The sequence below is a fragment of the Vibrio intestinalis genome, from assembly GCF_025195085.2.
Classification (GTDB): domain Bacteria; phylum Pseudomonadota; class Gammaproteobacteria; order Enterobacterales; family Vibrionaceae; genus Vibrio; species Vibrio intestinalis.
Map to the genome: position 1 here is coordinate 35,949 of NZ_JANAVY020000008.1, position 16,826 is coordinate 52,774.

The 16,826-nt window shown below is 44.3% G+C and carries 19 protein-coding genes; 14 read left to right on the forward strand and 5 right to left on the reverse strand.

What is annotated here, in order from left to right:
• The gene (locus MU515_RS12215) at positions 1-1,596 is read left to right on the forward strand and encodes a BCCT family transporter (RefSeq protein WP_260260708.1); all 1,596 of its coding nucleotides are present in this window, start codon (positions 1-3) and stop codon (positions 1,594-1,596) included.
• Between the two features lie 153 nt (positions 1,597-1,749).
• Entirely contained in the window at positions 1,750-1,968 is a 219-nt protein-coding gene (locus MU515_RS12220) for a hypothetical protein (RefSeq protein WP_260260709.1), read from the forward strand.
• A 31-nt stretch (positions 1,969-1,999) separates the two neighbouring features.
• Here MU515_RS12220 and MU515_RS12225 read toward each other — a convergent pair whose 3' ends face one another.
• On the reverse strand, positions 2,000-2,737 hold the full coding sequence (locus tag MU515_RS12225) for a GntR family transcriptional regulator (protein WP_260260710.1): 738 nt from the start codon (positions 2,735-2,737) through the stop codon (positions 2,000-2,002).
• 253 nt (positions 2,738-2,990) lie between these two features.
• Between MU515_RS12225 and MU515_RS12230 the strand changes: the two genes are divergently transcribed.
• From MU515_RS12230 to MU515_RS12255, 6 genes are read left to right on the forward strand one after another with little or no spacing between them, the layout of a single operon-like run.
• Entirely contained in the window at positions 2,991-4,031 is a 1,041-nt protein-coding gene (locus MU515_RS12230; RefSeq protein WP_260260793.1) for an ABC transporter substrate-binding protein, read from the forward strand.
• 20 nt (positions 4,032-4,051) lie between these two features.
• Positions 4,052-4,858 (forward strand): alkaline phosphatase family protein, encoded by an 807-nt coding sequence (locus tag MU515_RS12235; RefSeq protein ID WP_260260711.1) that lies wholly within the window; start codon positions 4,052-4,054, stop codon positions 4,856-4,858.
• Entirely contained in the window at positions 4,855-5,766 is a 912-nt protein-coding gene (locus tag MU515_RS12240) for an ABC transporter permease (RefSeq protein WP_260260712.1), read from the forward strand. The genes MU515_RS12235 and MU515_RS12240 overlap by 4 nt, the downstream gene beginning before the upstream one ends.
• Positions 5,753-6,565 carry an ABC transporter permease gene (locus tag MU515_RS12245; RefSeq protein WP_432816144.1) on the forward strand — a complete coding sequence of 271 codons (813 nt, stop codon included), beginning with the start codon at positions 5,753-5,755 and terminating at the stop codon, positions 6,563-6,565. Before MU515_RS12240 ends, MU515_RS12245 begins: the two co-directional genes overlap by 14 nt.
• A gap of 18 nt (positions 6,566-6,583) precedes the next feature.
• Positions 6,584-7,603, forward strand: coding sequence for an ABC transporter ATP-binding protein (locus MU515_RS12250; protein ID WP_260260713.1), 1,020 nt, complete (start codon positions 6,584-6,586; stop codon positions 7,601-7,603).
• A gap of 1 nt (position 7,604) precedes the next feature.
• Complete coding sequence (locus tag MU515_RS12255) at positions 7,605-8,279, forward strand: HAD family hydrolase (RefSeq protein ID WP_260260714.1); 675 nt, start codon at positions 7,605-7,607, stop codon at positions 8,277-8,279.
• 280 nt (positions 8,280-8,559) lie between these two features.
• Here MU515_RS12255 and MU515_RS12260 read toward each other — a convergent pair whose 3' ends face one another.
• Entirely contained in the window at positions 8,560-8,955 is a 396-nt protein-coding gene (locus MU515_RS12260; protein ID WP_260260715.1) for a DUF4019 domain-containing protein, read from the reverse strand.
• A 110-nt stretch (positions 8,956-9,065) separates the two neighbouring features.
• Positions 9,066-9,578: a hypothetical protein gene (locus MU515_RS12265; protein ID WP_260260716.1), complete on the reverse strand. Its 513-nt coding sequence runs from the start codon at positions 9,576-9,578 to the stop codon at positions 9,066-9,068.
• Positions 9,579-9,909: 331 nt separating this feature from the next.
• On the opposite strand from MU515_RS12265, the gene MU515_RS12270 reads away from it, so the two are divergent.
• The 5 genes from MU515_RS12270 (at position 9,910) to lepB (ending at position 12,975) form a co-directional block, all read left to right on the forward strand.
• Positions 9,910-10,572, forward strand: a complete 663-nt coding sequence (locus tag MU515_RS12270; RefSeq protein ID WP_260260717.1) for an SPFH domain-containing protein — start codon at positions 9,910-9,912, stop codon at positions 10,570-10,572.
• 145 nt (positions 10,573-10,717) lie between these two features.
• A complete protein-coding gene (locus tag MU515_RS12275) occupies positions 10,718-11,374 on the forward strand; it encodes a hypothetical protein (RefSeq protein ID WP_260260718.1) in 657 nt (218 codons plus the stop codon).
• A gap of 16 nt (positions 11,375-11,390) precedes the next feature.
• Complete coding sequence (locus tag MU515_RS12280) at positions 11,391-11,708, forward strand: MazG nucleotide pyrophosphohydrolase domain-containing protein (protein WP_260260719.1); 318 nt, start codon at positions 11,391-11,393, stop codon at positions 11,706-11,708.
• Positions 11,709-11,828: 120 nt separating this feature from the next.
• On the forward strand, positions 11,829-12,038 hold the full coding sequence (locus tag MU515_RS12285) for a hypothetical protein (protein WP_260260720.1): 210 nt from the start codon (positions 11,829-11,831) through the stop codon (positions 12,036-12,038).
• 100 nt (positions 12,039-12,138) lie between these two features.
• Entirely contained in the window at positions 12,139-12,975 is an 837-nt protein-coding gene (gene lepB, locus MU515_RS12290; RefSeq protein WP_260260721.1) for a signal peptidase I, read from the forward strand.
• Between the two features lie 19 nt (positions 12,976-12,994).
• On the opposite strand, the gene MU515_RS12295 is transcribed toward lepB, so the two are convergent.
• A complete protein-coding gene (locus MU515_RS12295) occupies positions 12,995-13,699 on the reverse strand; it encodes a lipoate--protein ligase family protein (RefSeq protein WP_260260722.1) in 705 nt (234 codons plus the stop codon).
• Positions 13,700-13,952: 253 nt separating this feature from the next.
• Between MU515_RS12295 and MU515_RS12300 the strand changes: the two genes are divergently transcribed.
• The gene (locus MU515_RS12300) at positions 13,953-14,888 is read left to right on the forward strand and encodes a dihydroorotate oxidase (protein ID WP_260260723.1); all 936 of its coding nucleotides are present in this window, start codon (positions 13,953-13,955) and stop codon (positions 14,886-14,888) included.
• An 82-nt stretch (positions 14,889-14,970) separates the two neighbouring features.
• Here MU515_RS12300 and MU515_RS12305 read toward each other — a convergent pair whose 3' ends face one another.
• Positions 14,971-16,599, reverse strand: coding sequence for a methyl-accepting chemotaxis protein (locus tag MU515_RS12305; RefSeq protein ID WP_260260724.1), 1,629 nt, complete (start codon positions 16,597-16,599; stop codon positions 14,971-14,973).
• Positions 16,600-16,826 lie beyond the last annotated feature (227 nt).

Sequence of the window (16,826 nt, forward strand, 5' to 3'; positions counted from 1 at the left end):
ATGTCAGATATGACTAACGCTGCTGACCACCCTTCAATGGGCGAGATCGATTATCATGCCGCCCATCCCCCGGAATCAAGCAAAGCTTGGTATCACCAACTTCAACTGACCAACCCTGTTTTTTGGTTAAGCGGCGGCTTCCTAGTCGGATTCGTTCTTCTTGCAATCACTGATGCATCTTCTCTTTCTTCTCTCGTAAACCAAGGTTTTGGCTTTGCCACTCACTGGTTTGGCGCTTTCTGGCAAGTTCTCTTGCTTCTAAACTTCTTGATTGGCCTTTGGCTTGCTTTCGGCAAAACGGGAGCAGTTCGCCTTGGCGCTATCTCCATGCCAGAAATGGACACCTTTAAATGGTTGTCTATCGTCTTATGTACTTTATTGGCTGGCGGCGGCGTATTTTGGGCGGCAGCTGAGCCTATTGCTCACTTTGTTTCGGCTCCACCTCTTTATGGCACTAGCGATGCACGCTCAATGGCCATCAATGCTTTATCTCAATCATTCATGCACTGGGGTTTCCTTGCATGGGCGATTTTGGGTGGCCTATCATCAATCGTGTTAATGCACCTGCATTACGATAAAGGCTTATCTCTTCAACCTCGCACTTTGCTCTACCCAATTTTTGGTGACAAAGCGATCAACGGCTGGATCGGTAATATTGCTGATGCTGCAAGTATTATTGCTGTTGCAGCTGGCACCATCGGCCCTATTGGCTTCTTGGGTTTACAAATTAGCTACGCACTAAGTGAGCTATTCGCTATTCCTGATACCTTTGTTACCCAGTGCGCTGTAGTCCTATTTGCTATTGCAATGTACACCTTGTCTGCCTTAAGTGGTGTCAGCAAAGGCATTCAAATCATCAGTCGCTACAATATTCTGCTTTCGGTTGGTTTAATCGGTTTTATTCTGATTTTCGGCCCAACCAGTTTCATCATTGATGGCTACTTGCAAGGTGTCGCACAAATGGTCGATAACTTTGTACCAATGGCTCTCTACCGTGGCGATAAGAACTGGCTAGATTGGTGGACAGTCTTCTTCTGGGGTTGGTTCCTTGGCTACGGCCCTATGATGGCAATTTTTATTGCGCGCATTTCTCGTGGCCGTACCATCCGCCAGCTTATTTTTGCTATTAGCATTGTTGCCCCGCTTGTCACTTGTTTCTGGTTTAGCATCGTTGGCGGCTCTGGTCTTGCCTTTGAGCTTGCCGAACCTGGCACAATCTCAGCGGCGTTTGAAGGTTTTAACCTACCAGGAGTGCTGCTAGCAATTACTGGACAACTGCCTTACCCAATGTTGATTTCAATCTTGTTTTTGATTTTGACGACGACTTTCATCGTCACTACGGGTGACTCAATGACTTACACCATCAGTGTGGTTCTTACTGGTTCAACTCAGCCTAACGGTATGATTCGCAGCTTTTGGGGTGTATTAATGGGTGTGGTTGCAATCGCACTAATTTCAATGGGTTCTGGTGGTATTTCTGCTCTGCAATCATTCATCGTAGTGACAGCAGTACCTGTCTCACTGATTTTGTTGCCAACATTATGGAAAGCGCCAAAAGTGGCCCATGCAATGGCCAAGCAACAAGGTGTTATATAGTTAGCGCTATTGCTTTGCTTGGTGTGATTGATATCTCAGATAGTGCCAAAATGGAAATGTCGAGTTTCCTCTACTTGCGACGAGGTTCTCGGTATTCTTAGTTACGAAAAGGCAGCAATGACCTGCCATAACTAAACAAAGAAAGGTTCCATTATGAAAAAAGTACTAGTTATCGCTCTATCTGTATTCTCTGTTTCAGCTTTTGCTGGTGCACAAGCAAACAATGGCTCTAACGGTGACTTGATTCAAAAAGCATCACAAGCAGGTGTACCTATGGCACAAGCTTCTCAAATGGTGACTAAGAACCAAATTCATCAAGGTATGACACCAGACCAAATGCTTGAAGCTTATCAACATCAAGTAGCCCAATAAATTGTTCCGCTCATGGATGAGCGTTCAACCTCTACTCTATATCAAACCGATTCTTCTCTTCTTGGCTATCTATCCGAATCATCACCGCATCCGGTCGCCAATATTCAAACTCACAATCCATTAAATCACCAAACTGATTGTAATTAACTCGGCAGATCTTAAGCACTGCTTGTCCCTGTGCGAGATTAAGCGCCTTGGCGACATGAGCCGGCGCCGATGTTGGAATCACTTCAAATCGCGAACGCGAGGTCAAATAGCCAAAACGCGTTTGATAAATCCCAGTCAGTGACTGCGTCAAATCCTGCTGCAAAATATCAATAAACAAATCCGCTTTTAAACAGTTCTCGACAAACAGAACTGCGCGACCATCGATATATCTTAATCTTTCAATGATATGGATTGGCGTAAACCCATCGACTTGTAGCGCCTGTGCGACATCACCGTTGGCTAGTTCGCTGCGCACATCAATGAGTTGGGTTTGAGCAATTCGGTTTTGTTCGCGCATCATTTGATGAAAGTGACTACGTGACAGTGGATTGTATTCAATTCGCTGCGGCGAGACGTACCAACCTCGACGCTCTTCTCGATAAAGCAAACCTTCGGTAGCCAAAGAAACTAAGGCGTCTTTAATGGTAATGCGGGTGGTCATAAATAGCTCACTCAGTTCTCTTTCTGAAGGCAGTTTATCGCCTTCATTAATAATCCCTGATTCAATTTGTTGCTTGAGTGCCGTTTTGATACGGCCGAGTTGTGTCTGTGGTTGGCTCAAAATTTCTGATCTAGTCCATGTGTCATTACTTTCACTGTAAAAACCCCACATCACAGAAATATGACAGGCTATGCATTTCTGCTTTTGCCATAAATCCGTCATCTAGATCACGCAAAACTGCCATATAAGTGCCTAAAAACTGTCAAATAAGTTGCGATAAAGCGTCACATTGCCTGCTTAGGATTAAAAAGTGAACTTACTGACCTAGTCCAAAAGGATAGAGACAATGAAAACACCAATCGCGCACAAACTAATGGTTGCAACCTCTTTAGTCGCGACATCATTTTCCGCTTCAATCATGGCCAAAGACGCCAACCTTGAAACTCTGATTCAAGCCGCTAAAAAAGAAGGCCAAGTCTACAGTGTCGGCATGCCTGATAGCTGGGCAAACTGGAAAGACACATGGGCAGACCTTAAAGCTAATTACGGTCTTAACCATCAAGATACGGATATGAGCTCTGCACAAGAGATTGCCAAGTTTGAAGCCGAGAAGAACAACGCAACCGCAGATATTGGTGATGTCGGTTTTGCTTTCGCGCGCGTTGCTGTGAAGAAAGGCGTAACTCAAGCCTACAAGCCAAGCACTTGGGATGAGATCCCAACTTGGGCAAAAGACCAAGATGGCCACTGGGCACTTGCTTACACAGGGACTATCGCTTTCATTTCCAACAATAACTTGGTTAAACAGCCACCAAAATCTTGGCAAGACATTTTAGACGGTGATTATAAAGTGACCGTGGGTGATGTGGGCGTGGCAGCGCAAGCTAACAATGCCGTGTTAGCAGCGGCATTTGCCAATGGCGGTGATGAATCAAACTTAAAACCAGCACTGAAATACTTCTCTAAACTGGCGAAACAAGGCCGCTTATCGTTTACTGACCCAAACATCGCCAATCTTGAAAAAGGTGAAGTAGAAGTCGCCATCATGTGGGATTTCAACGCGCTAAACTACCGAGATAAAATTGACCGTGAACGCTTTAGCGTGAGCATTCCACAAGATGGTTCCATCATTTCTGGTTACACCACCATCATCAACAAATACGCGAAAAACCCGAACTCAGCCAAACTGGCTCGTGAATACATCTTCAGCGACCAAGGCCAAATTAACCTAGCTGAAGGTTATGCTCGCCCAATTCGCTCAAGCATTACCCTTCCTGCATCTGTACAAGCAAAGCTGCTTCCAAATGAGCAATACCAAAATGTTCACCCGGTTAGCGATTTCAAAGCTTGGGAAAAATCAGCGCGTAAGTTACCACGCCAATGGCAAGAAAACGTGCTTATCCACCAGCAGTAATAACTCCGTACAGGTGTAACATGAGTAACAAGGTCATCCTAGTCGTACTTGATGGCCTCAACTATCAGGTAGCCCAGCATTGCATGGGCTACCTAAATGCATTAGTTGAGGAGCAAAGAGCGACGCTATACCCCATTCAAAGCGCATTGCCCTCGATGTCTCGCCCTCTGTACGAGTGCATTCTCACTGGCATGACGCCCGCACAAAGTGGCATCGTCAACAATGACATTGTGCGCCTATCTCAACATGATTCGATTTTTAGTCTCGCGAAACAGCAAGGTAAAACTACCGCGGCCGCGGCTTACCATTGGGTGAGCGAGCTATACAACCGAGCGCCGTATCACGCAGTCAGAGATAGATTTACCCACGATGAAACCTGCAATATTCAACATGGTTGTTTCTATCATTGGGATCACTACCCCGATGAAGCGCTGTTTCTCGATGCTGAGCACTTGCGCTTGTCTCATCGTCCAGATTTCTTGCTAATTCACCCAATGAATATCGATGATACGGGTCACAAGCATGGGCTGGATTCTGCGCAATATCGTAACAGTGCTCGCCACGCCGACATTATTCTTTCCAACTACATCGACACATGGCTAGACGATGGTTATCAAATCATGGTGACCAGCGATCACGGTATGAATAATGACCGCTCCCACGGCGGTACATTAGAAGAGGAGCGCCAAGTGCCGTTGTTTGTGATTGGAGAGCACTTCTCACACCAAGCGACCTCGGTACGACAAACAGAACTGTGCGGCGCGGTTTGCCAACTTCTTGGCCTAAGCCACGCTAAGCCGTGGCCAAAAGAGCTTTTATCACTATGAGTCAAACCATCATGACATCCGCATCCATCGGTTCTTCCGCATCGGCTTCTCGGCCTAAGCGCGTGAAGTTTACACGTTTAAAACCCGCACTCTGGTTGCTGCCCTTTGCCATTGTGTTCTATTTGTTCCAGCTCGCGCCTATGGTTTGGGTGGTCAACAATAGCTTTATTTACGAACAACAATGGTCATTGGAAAACTATCTCGAAATATTTGATTCAAGCTTCATGCTGCAAGGCTTTAGCAATAGCCTTTGGTTAGCATTTTGGTCAAGTGTGGTGGGCCTGCTAATCGCGACTTTGTTGGTGTCTTCATTGCGAAGAATCGACAGCAAAATCCGTGATGGCGTAATTGCTTTTACCAATATGAGCAGCAACTTTTCTGGCGTACCACTCGCCTTTGCCTTCATCATCATCCTTGGTGTCAATGGTGCGGTCACTCTGCTACTCAAACAATATGGCCTGATTGAAGACTTCAACCTCTATGGCAAATGGGGGCTGTTGACCATTTATATCTACTTCCAGATTCCTTTGGCCGTACTACTGCTCTACCCCGCCTTTGATGCGCTCAATGACGATTGGCAATCAGCAGCAGCGCTACTTGGCGCTAAGACTTGGCAATACTGGGCAAAAGTTGCGCTTCCGGTACTTTCACCAGCACTACTTGGCACTTTCATCATCTTGATTGCCAACGCAATTGGAGCTTATGCCAGCGTTTATGCTCTCACCTCAGGCAACTACAACGTTGTGACAGTACGTATCGCAAGCTTAGTGTCTGGCGACCTATTCCTAGAGCCAAACTTAGCCGCAGCTATTTCTGTCATCTTAATGGCGATATTGGCGTTTATTACCATGGTTAACCAATGGCTGATTAGCAAAAGTTACGCAGGAAGCAAAAATGTCAAACAGTAACCTTTCCTCACTCTCATCAACTCAACCTAATGGCCTATTTGATAAAGTGGTGGTCTATTCCATAGTGGGGCTGATGTTGATACCTATCGTAGCCACTCTGGTTTACTCGTTTTCTTCAAGTTGGGGGGCAACCATACTGCCCGATGGCTTCACCCTAGATTGGTACCAACAATTACTGACCGATCCAAGATTCCTCGCGGCATTTGGCCGATCGATGTTCATTTGTATCGCAGCACTGACACTCAGCGTTGTTCTAGTTCTCCCTGCGATTTTTGTGGTGTTCTATTACTTCCCTAAGCTGAATAAGCTAATGAACTTACTCATCTTATTGCCGTTTGCCGTGCCTCCTGTAGTGTCTTCGGTCGGTTTGCTACAACTCTACGCCGATAGCCAATGGCAACTAGTTGGCACGCCATGGATACTAATTGGCACCTACTTCACCATTGCGCTGCCATTTATGTACCGCGCCATTGCCAACAGCTTTGAAGCGATCAATTTGCATGATCTGATGGATGCAGCCCATCTTCTTGGCGCGAGTACCATAAAGGCATTTTGGTTGATCGTTCTACCGAACCTTCGTAAAGGGTTACTGGCCTCGCTGTTTTTATCGTTTTCGTTTCTATTAGGTGAGTTTGTGTTCGCCAATATCTTGGTCGGCACTCGCTACGAAACACTGCAAATTTACCTATACAACATGCGTCAAACTAGCGGCCACTTTACGTCAGCATTAGTGATGACTTACTTCCTATTTATCTTCCTGTGTACATGGCTAGCAAGCCGATACGCGCGAGCCAAATAATTAAAAAGTGAAATGACTATGAGTTATGTATCTGTAAATCAACTCACCAAGCGCTTTGGCGACAATACGGTGTTTGAAAACATCGAATTTTCAATCGAAAAAGGCGAGTTCATTACCTTGCTTGGCCCAAGTGGTTGCGGTAAATCAACACTGCTTCGCAGCCTAGCTGGCCTGAATCCTGTGGATGATGGCCAAATTTGGGTCAATGGTGAAGAAATTACCCACCAAGTTCCGCAGCAACGCGGGATCGGCATGGTGTTTCAATCTTATGCGCTGTTTCCAAATCTGAGTGTGTCTGACAACATCGCTTTTGGCCTAAAGATGAAAAGCATGGGCAAAGCGGAAATAGAACGCCAAGTTAATCGAGTGATTGAATTAGTCGAACTAAAAGGTAAAGAGCAACAATACCCGCATCAACTCTCTGGCGGCCAACGACAACGGGTCGCGCTAGCAAGAGCATTGGTGGTCAAACCGCGCATTCTATTGCTGGATGAGCCTCTTTCCGCTTTGGATGCCAAAATTCGTAAACACCTGCGCCAACAGATTCGTGATATTCAAACCGAGATGAATCTCACCACCGTTTTCGTCACCCACGATCAAGAAGAAGCGATGATCATGTCTGATCGTATTTTCTTGATGAACAGAGGTGAAATCGTACAGGCTGGCTCACCAGAGCAAATCTACACCCAACCCGCCAATGAGTTTGTGGCCGGGTTTATGGGGCATTACAACCTGATCGATGCCGATAGTGCGCACGCACTATTTAACGTGACGACACCACATAAAGTCGCAATAAGACCGGAATCCATCTACGTTCAAGAGCCCGGTCGTCAATATGGCTCACATATTTCAGCGCCTCAGCGCGGTACGATTAAACGCCATCAATTACTGGGTAATGTCATCCGCTATCAAGTAGAAGTAGCGCAAAATGAGCTCACGGTCGATTTACTTAACCGTTCTTCAGAACGACTGATGCCCGTCGGAAGCGAACTAAACTTATTGTTTAACCTTAACGAAATGCAACCAGTGAGAGCCTAATATGCCAAAGCCTCTTTACGTATTTGACCTAGACGAAACACTGATTGATGGCGACTGCGCCATGATTTGGAATCAGTTTTTAGTGGCAAAGGGCTATGTGGATGACCCAGAATTCTTAGAAAAAGATGCTTGGCTGATGGCGCAATATGCTCAAGGTGAGCTCGATATGCAGCAATACCTAAGTTTTGCCATGCAGCCATTAGCCAACTTGAGTAAAAGCGAAGTGGACGACTTAGTGATTGAATGTGTCGATACCCAAATTTTACCTTTGGTGTTTCCCCAAGCCGCTAAGCTGATCCAGCAGCTTAAACATGACGACATCGACATGATCGTTGTTTCAGCTAGCGTTAGTTTCTTGGTTCATCAAGTCGCATTGGCGCTCGGTATTTCTCAAGCGCTAGGTATTGATTTAGAAGTAAACAATGGCTCCTATACCCACTCTATTTTGGGAGTGCCTAGTTATCGAGAGGGTAAAGTGACTCGGCTCAATCAGTGGCTCAAGCAGCAACCAAAAGACTACGGGAATATTCACTTCTTTACCGATTCGATTAATGATTTGCCGATGTGTGAAGCCGCAGACTTTACCTATCTGGTTAATCCTTGCCCGCAATTAAGGTCGATTGGTCAAAAACCCAACTGGGTGAGGCTCCATTGGAACCGAAGCAGCGATTGGTAACACGCTGTTTTCAAATTTGGAATTTATCTTTGTAAAAATGTTAATTAATTATTGTTAAATATAATGTTAACGTGAAGCCCGTTGGTAACACTGATATAAAGTCATTCTAAAGATCGCGGATACTTTTTAACGGTTAGATAAGGATATTGCCAACATCTCCAAGTTTAACAATGTCTAATTGTTGCCCTTATTTCACCCATGAGATCGCTTATCTCATGGGTGCTTTTTTACCCTCGCTACGTTCTGCTAGTTGGCTATTGCTCTACTTGCCTTAAAGCAACTACTCAACAAAATAACCCACCACACCCCAGTGGCCTCGGTTATCTCTTAAGATAAGCGTTTCTTTGGTCGCAAGCTTGGTTTCAAAATCGGTTCGGTAAGTGATAAACAAATAGTCTCCTGAAGGAGCGCTTGGCAAATCTGCATGAACTTGTTTATCAACTAGCTCACGCGATACCTTCTCACCCAGTGGGTTACGAGCCTTTTCAACTGCCGCTAACCACTCTTCTTCGCTAATCTGGCTCTGAAAAAACTCGTCACTTTTACGCCAACTTACTGCATATTCGCCGCTATCGACGATCGTCAGCCAAGCGTCAGCAACTTGCTCGACTCTATTACTGCTAGCAGCAACGCTAGCAGCCCAACAAGATAACAATAATGTTAATATTCTTAGCATGTTATTCCCTTCATCCGCGCCAAAAGACGGACTCATTCTGCGCCAAAGAGACGCAAATAACATGGCTTCTTTAAGGGATTAAATTGAAAGTCTCGAAACTAAGAAATCATTCATCGAAACCAAAATCTTTCGACTTGGCTAAACTGTCGACGCTTGAAGTTAGCAGTAAAAAAGACCATCACAACCATAGGTAAGTACCAAACCAAGACGTTAACGAGAAGTAAGTTCGCTTGCACGGAAAGCAGGCTCTGACGACCAAATGCGCCACTTTCGATGAAATGAATCACAGCTGGAATAGCGTAATAAGCAAAACCTAAAAACGTCCCGAAGATTAAGTACTCGGCATAATGGTTAAGACTGCTGATAACTGACAATAGCATGCTGACGATCAGCGAAAACACTATGGCCAAAAACAGAGCTTGGATAAAATTAATCAACAAAGCGGTGTCAAAAAAGCCCCATTGAAGTAAGAAGGCTTTCACATTGGGAAGTTGGCTAAACAAGCCGATGATCGTTTCACTAGAATGCTTAACAAACCAATCACTAAAATACACCGCATCGTAGGCCAAAAATAGCGAGACTCCGATAATTAACGTGATGATTTTAGCCAAAAAGCGAACCATACAATCCCTCTATTTAATGCAGACTCGTTCAATGTGAATATTGTCACTAAGCCTGATTTTTAACCAATAGCCAAGTTGAATAATTTAATTTGAGAGCCTTGCCAATATTTATCGACTTGATTGAGACATAGATTCGATAACCTTAATTTCTAGACCCTCTCTATCACAGTAGTTCATAGACACACATCTCCCGACCCAAACACAAGATCTGCTGAGATTTTATGTTTGCTAACCCATTCCCATTTCTCAATAATTAATATTAATTAACTAGCATATAAAACCATGCTTATATAACCTAAGATATTGATAAATCATAACTTCAGGCGTTACTTTGAAATTAACCAAACTGGCAAAAATCTCGATTGGCTGCCTTAGCCTCATCACAATCACTCTATTGATACTGGGTGGATTGGTGCTCAACCAAACAATTATGATTGTTGACTCAAGTGAATTAGATCAACTCTCTAATAAGCAAAATCCACCAAGCGCTTTGATTCTGACACTTCAAAAAGATGAACTTGCCTTAGTCTATGGAGACAAAAACGTTTATCAAACTGGCACCCATTTCATCCCAAACGAGTTAATACGGCTCTACAATAAAAGCCCACAGAAAGTGAGCTTGAGAGACAGGCCTGTCTACATTAAAAGCAAAGAAAAACAAGTTTTCGCACTTAACTTAACCGTTGGTTATCAACTTATCGAATCAGAAATTCCGTTTGTCGCTGAAACCTCCGTCATGCCTCACCGAATCTGGCACAAAGCGTCAAACGAAAGCCAAGATCTATTTGCACGCTACTTGGTTCGAGAAGTATTAGCGAATCAACCACAGCAAATCTGCACAGAGTTAAAACAAGAGTTAACAAAGGAAATAAGAGAATTCGGCTACCAATTAACAGATTTCGTATTGGAAGATGTGCGACGCGGATTCTTTCCTGATTCAACGTCTTCTTTTACTCCTATTGATGACATTATTCTAATTAAGCAAGGGTGCTAAATTTAATGCTGGGCGACTGATATGCGTTCTCTTCTGCCGCGAAAGTAACGCCAAATGGTGAGAACTACTACATCTGTCATATTAACCACCAATTTGGTTGCGTATGATAACGCACTGAATAATTTTATAAAAACCAACAAGTACTATGAAAAGCCTCATTGCTGCTCTCATCACCTTTAGTTTTGTGCCACATGCCATCGCAGAGTCTGAGCCCATCGATCGATTTGCAGAAAAACAGACAAGCCATGTACTGGAAGAAGTGTATGGCGATTTAGATAGAGATGGCATTGATGAAAAAGTGGTCATCTTAGATTCTGGCTTAATGGGTGATTTCGGCACGCTGCGGTCGATTCTTATCTACAAAAATACTGACGATGGCTGGCAACTGATGCACTACAGCGACAAAGCCGTATTGCCAAGCCTACATGGCGGAATAATGGGCGACCCGTTTAACGGACTGTCGATTGAACGAGGTGCATTGGTCATTCGTCATTTTGGCGGTTCAATGCAAAAATGGAATTATGTACACCGCTTTAGACTCGAAGAAAATCAGTGGCGTTTAATTGGCGCAACCATTAACTACGGGATCTTACAGTGTGAATACTTTGAGTTTGATTACAACTTGCTGACAGGTAATGCGATTTACAAAGACGTATTAACTGGCTGCCGAGAAGGTGAAGAGGCCTCGACCAAACGTACCCAACTCCATATCGACAAGCCTACACAGCACAACATGGATAGCTTTTATCCAGGCGGCAACGAAATCTATCTGCCGAAATTAGATAAAACGATTTATTACTAACCCCAAAGGATTGACCATGCCCACTCTTGAATCAAAACCCACTCTTGCTGATTTTCAACGCTATGTTAGCGAACTCGAAGTTGAGCGAGGCTTCTCAGATCAGCCCGTCAAAGACAAGTGTGTTTTGCTTGGTGAAGAAGTTGGCGAGCTGTTCAAGGCAGTCAGAAAAGCAGAAGGCATTGCTATCGACCCTAACTCTAAGTTTGGTGATATTGGTGATGAGCTATCGGATATCTTTATCTATTTATGCTCGATAGCCAATCGCTACAGCATCGACTTAGAACAAGCGTTTATCAGCAAGGAAGAGAAGAACAAAAAGAGAACATGGCGTTAGACATTAATTTACCCAAGCTCTTGCTGTGAACTCCGCCTGTTAATCCAGGTAATTATTTGAAAGAATGGCGTCACTGACTTCATGCTTTCAAGCAAATAAACATAATCTAGGACGAACTACATGAAGTTATTTTGGTGGAACTTAAACAATAGAGAAAAAGCGAAACGCTCTTTCATACTTGCTCCCTTTTTTCTCACGTTTGCACTCTTACCTAATGAAATTGCACCATTCCCTCCCTATAGCTTAATCGTTGCAATTGGTGCCGCGTTATTGATGGTTGGTCAAGGGTTCTACTACAAGCATAAAGCAGATAAAGAAGTCCACAAATAACGCTGTTTCTAAGCAGCCAACGTTGTGAGTAGCCTGCTTAGAAACAGAAGTATTAGGAAAAATTAGTGGATCATTTTAGAAATAGCATTCAGGAGGAAGCTTGAGTTCAAATTGGCAGCCTAAGGCATGGATTGCGATATTATTAGGTGTATTTCTGCACGCGTTCACTTTCCTGTATCTCAACAGAGCGAAACTGTTTTGGGGTTATTTCATTCTCATTAGTATCGTTTCATTAGTTGATTGGAAACTCCAAACCCCAATCGTGCTGATATTTTCTCTGATTTGCCCAGTTCATGCATATTTTGTCGCTAAGAAGTCTCAACCCAATGTATCACGACGCTGGTTCTCCAAATGGTGGGGGATTGTTGCCATTTACGTCGCGTTTATTCTCGCTATTGTTACGTTCCGAGCATTTTTGTACGAACCTTATATCGCTCCATCATCGTCAATGGCTCCGACAATTAAGCCAAATACCCACATCGTAGTGAGTAAGCTGGGCTTTGGTACCTATCAAACCTATGGAGTGACTCTTTTAGATAAAGAAATTGCTTCACCTGACTTAATGGTTAGAGGAAAAGTCTACGCCTTTTATCCCCCTAATATTGAAGTGCCTTACGTCAAAAGACTCATCGCTTTGCCCGGCGATACTATTACTGTTCAAGGCCAATCTATCACTTTAAACGGCCAACAGCTTCAAACAGAATTACTGTCGCACAGCGATGCTATTTCGTTGTACCAACAAGTGATTGGCGATCAAACGTTCTCCATTCAACAACTAAACGCACGTTCACCGAAAAACATGGCGAACTTTGTTGTTCCAGAAAATCATTACTTCTTTATGGGTGACAACCGAGATAACTCCGTCGATAGCCGGTACTGGGGTTCAGTACCTAGTAATCACATTATCGGCGAAGTCGTTTATATCTTGGGTGATTAAGGCGTGTAGACCTTTTGAGCTAAGAATTCCTATCGAGAAATGCTTGAGTAATGGCTTGGTATAGGCCGTCGGTCGTAAGAGACAGATCGATATGTTCCGCCAAAGCGGTATGCACTTCAGCACGAATGTCATTGGGCTGGTTAGATAATTGATTGCACAATCTTACCGGCTCAACCAATTTGTTCGAATCACCGCGAATGATGATACATGCTTGTGATAGTACAACTTTACCGCCTTCTTTTTTGAGCAGCACTCGCTGAGCAGTGCCAACCACTTTGCGCCCCTCAATATTCAGGTTGTAGTCGCCATCGCAATAAGAGCCTTCTGTAACATGTACATCTACTGCTACCCCTAAACGGGCAAAGAACAAACTCAGCCTACCACACAAGTCCAAATAGGCTTGTTTGATATCGTAAGGCTGCCCATCTGGCCAATGATAGATATGCGAGAGATTAATAATACCTTCAAGCTGCGGCACAGGCGCACCACCCGTCTTTCTCGCCGATAACAACCACTCACTGCGGTTCAAAGTGTTTTCTAACTCTGATGTGTGTGGCCATTTCCGCCCTGATGGCAGTACCAAGGTTGGCTGTTTTGCCTGCCAAAGCAACAACACTTGTTCAAGCTCACCTTGCTGAACCTGCTCGATAAGCTGACGCTCTTTTTCAAACACATCCGTCACATCAATGCTTTTATAACGAACCAGTTTATTCTTCGCTGACATCCTAGCCTCTCTTCTCAACCGCGCACTTTAAATCTAACACTGGGTAATTCGCCTACCAAGTGATTGTCTTCATTTGAGTTATTTTCGCCAATCAGATCAGGTTTGTGATGGATCAAAACGTTTGCGTAGCTTCATCTCTACACTCTCGCAGTGATAAAAATAAGAATAACAACCGCTGGACACTTGAGCTTGCTAACAAATTTTATCTCGTCGTGACTGCAACGACACAACATACGCAACTTAGGAGCAAACAATGATTGAGGTAGACCTATCTACTACTATCGCTGACGTAACATTTGATGGATATATAATGAATGCGTCAGGGCCAAAATGTACGACATTCCAAGAGCTTGAAGCTATAGGCAACTCTCAATCTTCTGCGATCGTGACCAAATCTTGCACCAAAGAATTTCGCGAAGGAAACGTAGAACCACGCTACGCAGATCTTCCTCATGGTTCGATCCAATCTATGGGCTTACCTAACTTGGGCTACCAAGCCTATATCGACATGATCCCAGATCTGAAAAAGTTCAACAAACCTGTGATTGTCAGTGTTTCAGGGCTTAGCCTTGCTGACAACCTTGAAATGGTCAAAGCATTTCAAAACACAGATGCGGATATGATCGAAGTAAACTTCTCTTGCCCGAATATTCAAGGTAAACCACAAGTTGCTTACGACTTTGAGCAAACAGAGAATGCCCTAAAACAGCTTAGAGCGATTTGTGACAAACCAATGGGCATCAAACTTGCGCCTTATTTTGATATGTCACACACCACAGCCGTTGCAAACATCATCAAACAGTATCCGGTTGAGTTTATTACCACCATCAACTCACTAGGTAACACTTTAGTGATCGACCCAATTACCGAAGCGCCTGTCATTAAGCCAAAAGGCGGCTTTGGTGGCCTATGCGGTGAATACGTCAAACCTGTTGGTTTAGCTAACGTGCGCGCATTTCGAGAGTTACTACCGGAAAGCACTAAAGTGATTGGTGTGGGTGGTATCAACACCGGAACCGATGCCTTTGAGTACCTTTTAGCGGGCGCAGATGCGGTGCAAATTGCGACGACATTTGAGCAGCAAGGCACACCGGCTTTTGCTCGTATTGAGACGGAATTGAAGCAGCTAATGCAATCGAAAGGCTACACTAAGCTAGACGACGCTAAAGGCAAACTTAAGCAGCTTTAACGCCCTAGCCAATCGACTCAGTCAAAAAGGGGCGCTCACTGCGCCCCTTTGTTCTGCTTAACTAAAAAATCCTAATCAAAAATTATAACTTAAAGTTTTCCATCCGCGCCTTTAGGCCATGCGCCAAGCTGCTGATTTCTTGGCACGCGATTGCGGTTTGCGATGCCCCCTCAGACATCTCTACCGATGACGAATTAATAAGCTCTACGCTGCGATTAAGTTCTTCAGACACAGAGTTTTGCTCACTACACGCTGTCGCAATTTGGGTACTACGCTGAGCGATATCATCCACCGAATGTTCGATGGCGTTGATTTGGTTGCCCGCATCATTAACCTGCTCAACACACTGCGCAATGCCCTGCTGACAATCACGGCTCGATGCACCCATTTTGTTGGTGTTCTCTTGTAACTGATTGACGATTTCAACAATTTGCGACGTCGATTCTTGGGTGCGCTGCGCTAGTGAACGAACCTCATCTGCTACCACAGCAAAGCCTCGTCCTTGTTCACCCGCACGTGCCGCTTCAATAGCTGCGTTCAGTGCTAGTAAATTGGTTTGTTCTGCAATACCTCGAATCACATCAACAACAACGTTAATGTTGTTCGAGCTCGACTCCAACTCTTGCGCTAAATCGTCTGAATTTTGAATCGTCATCGACACGCGCTCAATAACCGCGATAGTTTGTTGAAGAGTTTCAGTTCCTTGCTTAGCCACCTCTGTCGCCGAGTAAGCCGACGTCGCTCCGACTTCGGTATTTTGCGCGACTTCCGCAACCGCGGCCTGCATCTCTGTCATCGCAGAAGCCACAGAACTTAACTCAGATTGTTGATTCTGCATGCCTGATGCAGTTTGAGATGAAATGGCGCTCACCTCTTCCACAGCGGCCGTAAGCTGAATGGTGGAATCGCTAATCTCAGACACTAAGGAATGCAAATTGGTCTGCATACCCACCAGTTCACGCAACAGCGTACCCAACTCATCTTTGGTTAGCTCTTTTTCATCAATTGAATTGTTAAGATGGCCTTTCGCAATCATCGAAGCAAATTCCAATGCGCGATTGATTGGGCGGCAGATAACTCGAGATAAAAGGATCGAGGATAATACGATCACAACAATAATGATCAGTGAGCCAACACCCGCGCTGTACTGTGTAGACGATGCTTCACTTTGCACTTCTTGGCCAATTTGTTTCACCAACTCATCATTGAGTGCCAAAGTGTCATCCAAGCTAGTCAGTGCCTTACTGTAAGTGCCAAAGCTCGATAGCACGACCTGGTTAGCGCTGTCAGCATCCCCTTTCGCCAGCAATTGGTTATAGGTGCTAGTTTCAGCAATATATTGATTCCAAGTCTCTTTGAAAATACTGAAAGAACGTTTTTCAGCAGCGGTCAAATCTAGCCCTTCATAGGCTGAAATCCCGTTGGCCACATCTGTACGCCACTGATCGAGGTCTTGTAGCCATTGACCAATTTTGGGGTTATTTGCATTCGGCAGCAAAGAAAATTCATCTTTACGTACCTTAGTAATATCCACTTGGATACCTTTCAAAATCGATACTGACGGTAAACTTTTATCCGTCAATGTCGCAATATTGCCATTCAGTGAAGACAGGCTAGTCACTAGCAATATTGAAATGCCCGCGAACACGATAAACACCACCAGATAACTGAGCGCTATCTTCTTCACGACACTTAAGTCTTTTATATTCATATAAATCCCCAACTCATTGTTCTGTCTCTCTATGGAACCAATCAACAACAAAAATGTTATGCAGCAAAAATAAAAAGGGCAGTACGGTAAAAATTTAAAACCGCACTCGGAACTGTAACTAACCATTCACAGATCAGTTATTAATTCATGCCAAAAGTGTTAACTCAATCATCAATAAAATATAGCTCGGATAAAAGAAGTCGTGACGTAAGCAAACAACACACAAT

Excerpts from the sequence above, each read along its gene's own strand:
- MU515_RS12215 (WP_260260708.1), top strand. The coding sequence starts at position 1 with ATGTCAGATATGACTAACGCTGCTGACCACCCTTCAATGGGCGAGATC.
- MU515_RS12220 (WP_260260709.1), top strand. The coding sequence starts at position 1,750 with ATGAAAAAAGTACTAGTTATCGCTCTATCTGTATTCTCTGTTTCAGCT.
- MU515_RS12230 (WP_260260793.1), top strand. The coding sequence starts at position 2,991 with ATGGTTGCAACCTCTTTAGTCGCGACATCATTTTCCGCTTCAATCATG.
- MU515_RS12235 (WP_260260711.1), top strand. The coding sequence starts at position 4,052 with ATGAGTAACAAGGTCATCCTAGTCGTACTTGATGGCCTCAACTATCAG.
- MU515_RS12240 (WP_260260712.1), top strand. The coding sequence starts at position 4,855 with ATGAGTCAAACCATCATGACATCCGCATCCATCGGTTCTTCCGCATCG.
- MU515_RS12245 (WP_432816144.1), top strand. The coding sequence starts at position 5,753 with ATGTCAAACAGTAACCTTTCCTCACTCTCATCAACTCAACCTAATGGC.
- MU515_RS12250 (WP_260260713.1), top strand. The coding sequence starts at position 6,584 with ATGAGTTATGTATCTGTAAATCAACTCACCAAGCGCTTTGGCGACAAT.
- MU515_RS12255 (WP_260260714.1), top strand. The coding sequence starts at position 7,605 with ATGCCAAAGCCTCTTTACGTATTTGACCTAGACGAAACACTGATTGAT.
- MU515_RS12260 (WP_260260715.1), bottom strand. The coding sequence starts at position 8,955 with ATGCTAAGAATATTAACATTATTGTTATCTTGTTGGGCTGCTAGCGTT.
- MU515_RS12265 (WP_260260716.1), bottom strand. The coding sequence starts at position 9,578 with ATGGTTCGCTTTTTGGCTAAAATCATCACGTTAATTATCGGAGTCTCG.
- MU515_RS12275 (WP_260260718.1), top strand. The coding sequence starts at position 10,718 with ATGAAAAGCCTCATTGCTGCTCTCATCACCTTTAGTTTTGTGCCACAT.
- MU515_RS12280 (WP_260260719.1), top strand. The coding sequence starts at position 11,391 with ATGCCCACTCTTGAATCAAAACCCACTCTTGCTGATTTTCAACGCTAT.
- MU515_RS12285 (WP_260260720.1), top strand. The coding sequence starts at position 11,829 with ATGAAGTTATTTTGGTGGAACTTAAACAATAGAGAAAAAGCGAAACGC.
- MU515_RS12295 (WP_260260722.1), bottom strand. The coding sequence starts at position 13,699 with ATGTCAGCGAAGAATAAACTGGTTCGTTATAAAAGCATTGATGTGACG.
- MU515_RS12300 (WP_260260723.1), top strand. The coding sequence starts at position 13,953 with ATGATTGAGGTAGACCTATCTACTACTATCGCTGACGTAACATTTGAT.
- MU515_RS12305 (WP_260260724.1), bottom strand. The coding sequence starts at position 16,599 with ATGAATATAAAAGACTTAAGTGTCGTGAAGAAGATAGCGCTCAGTTAT.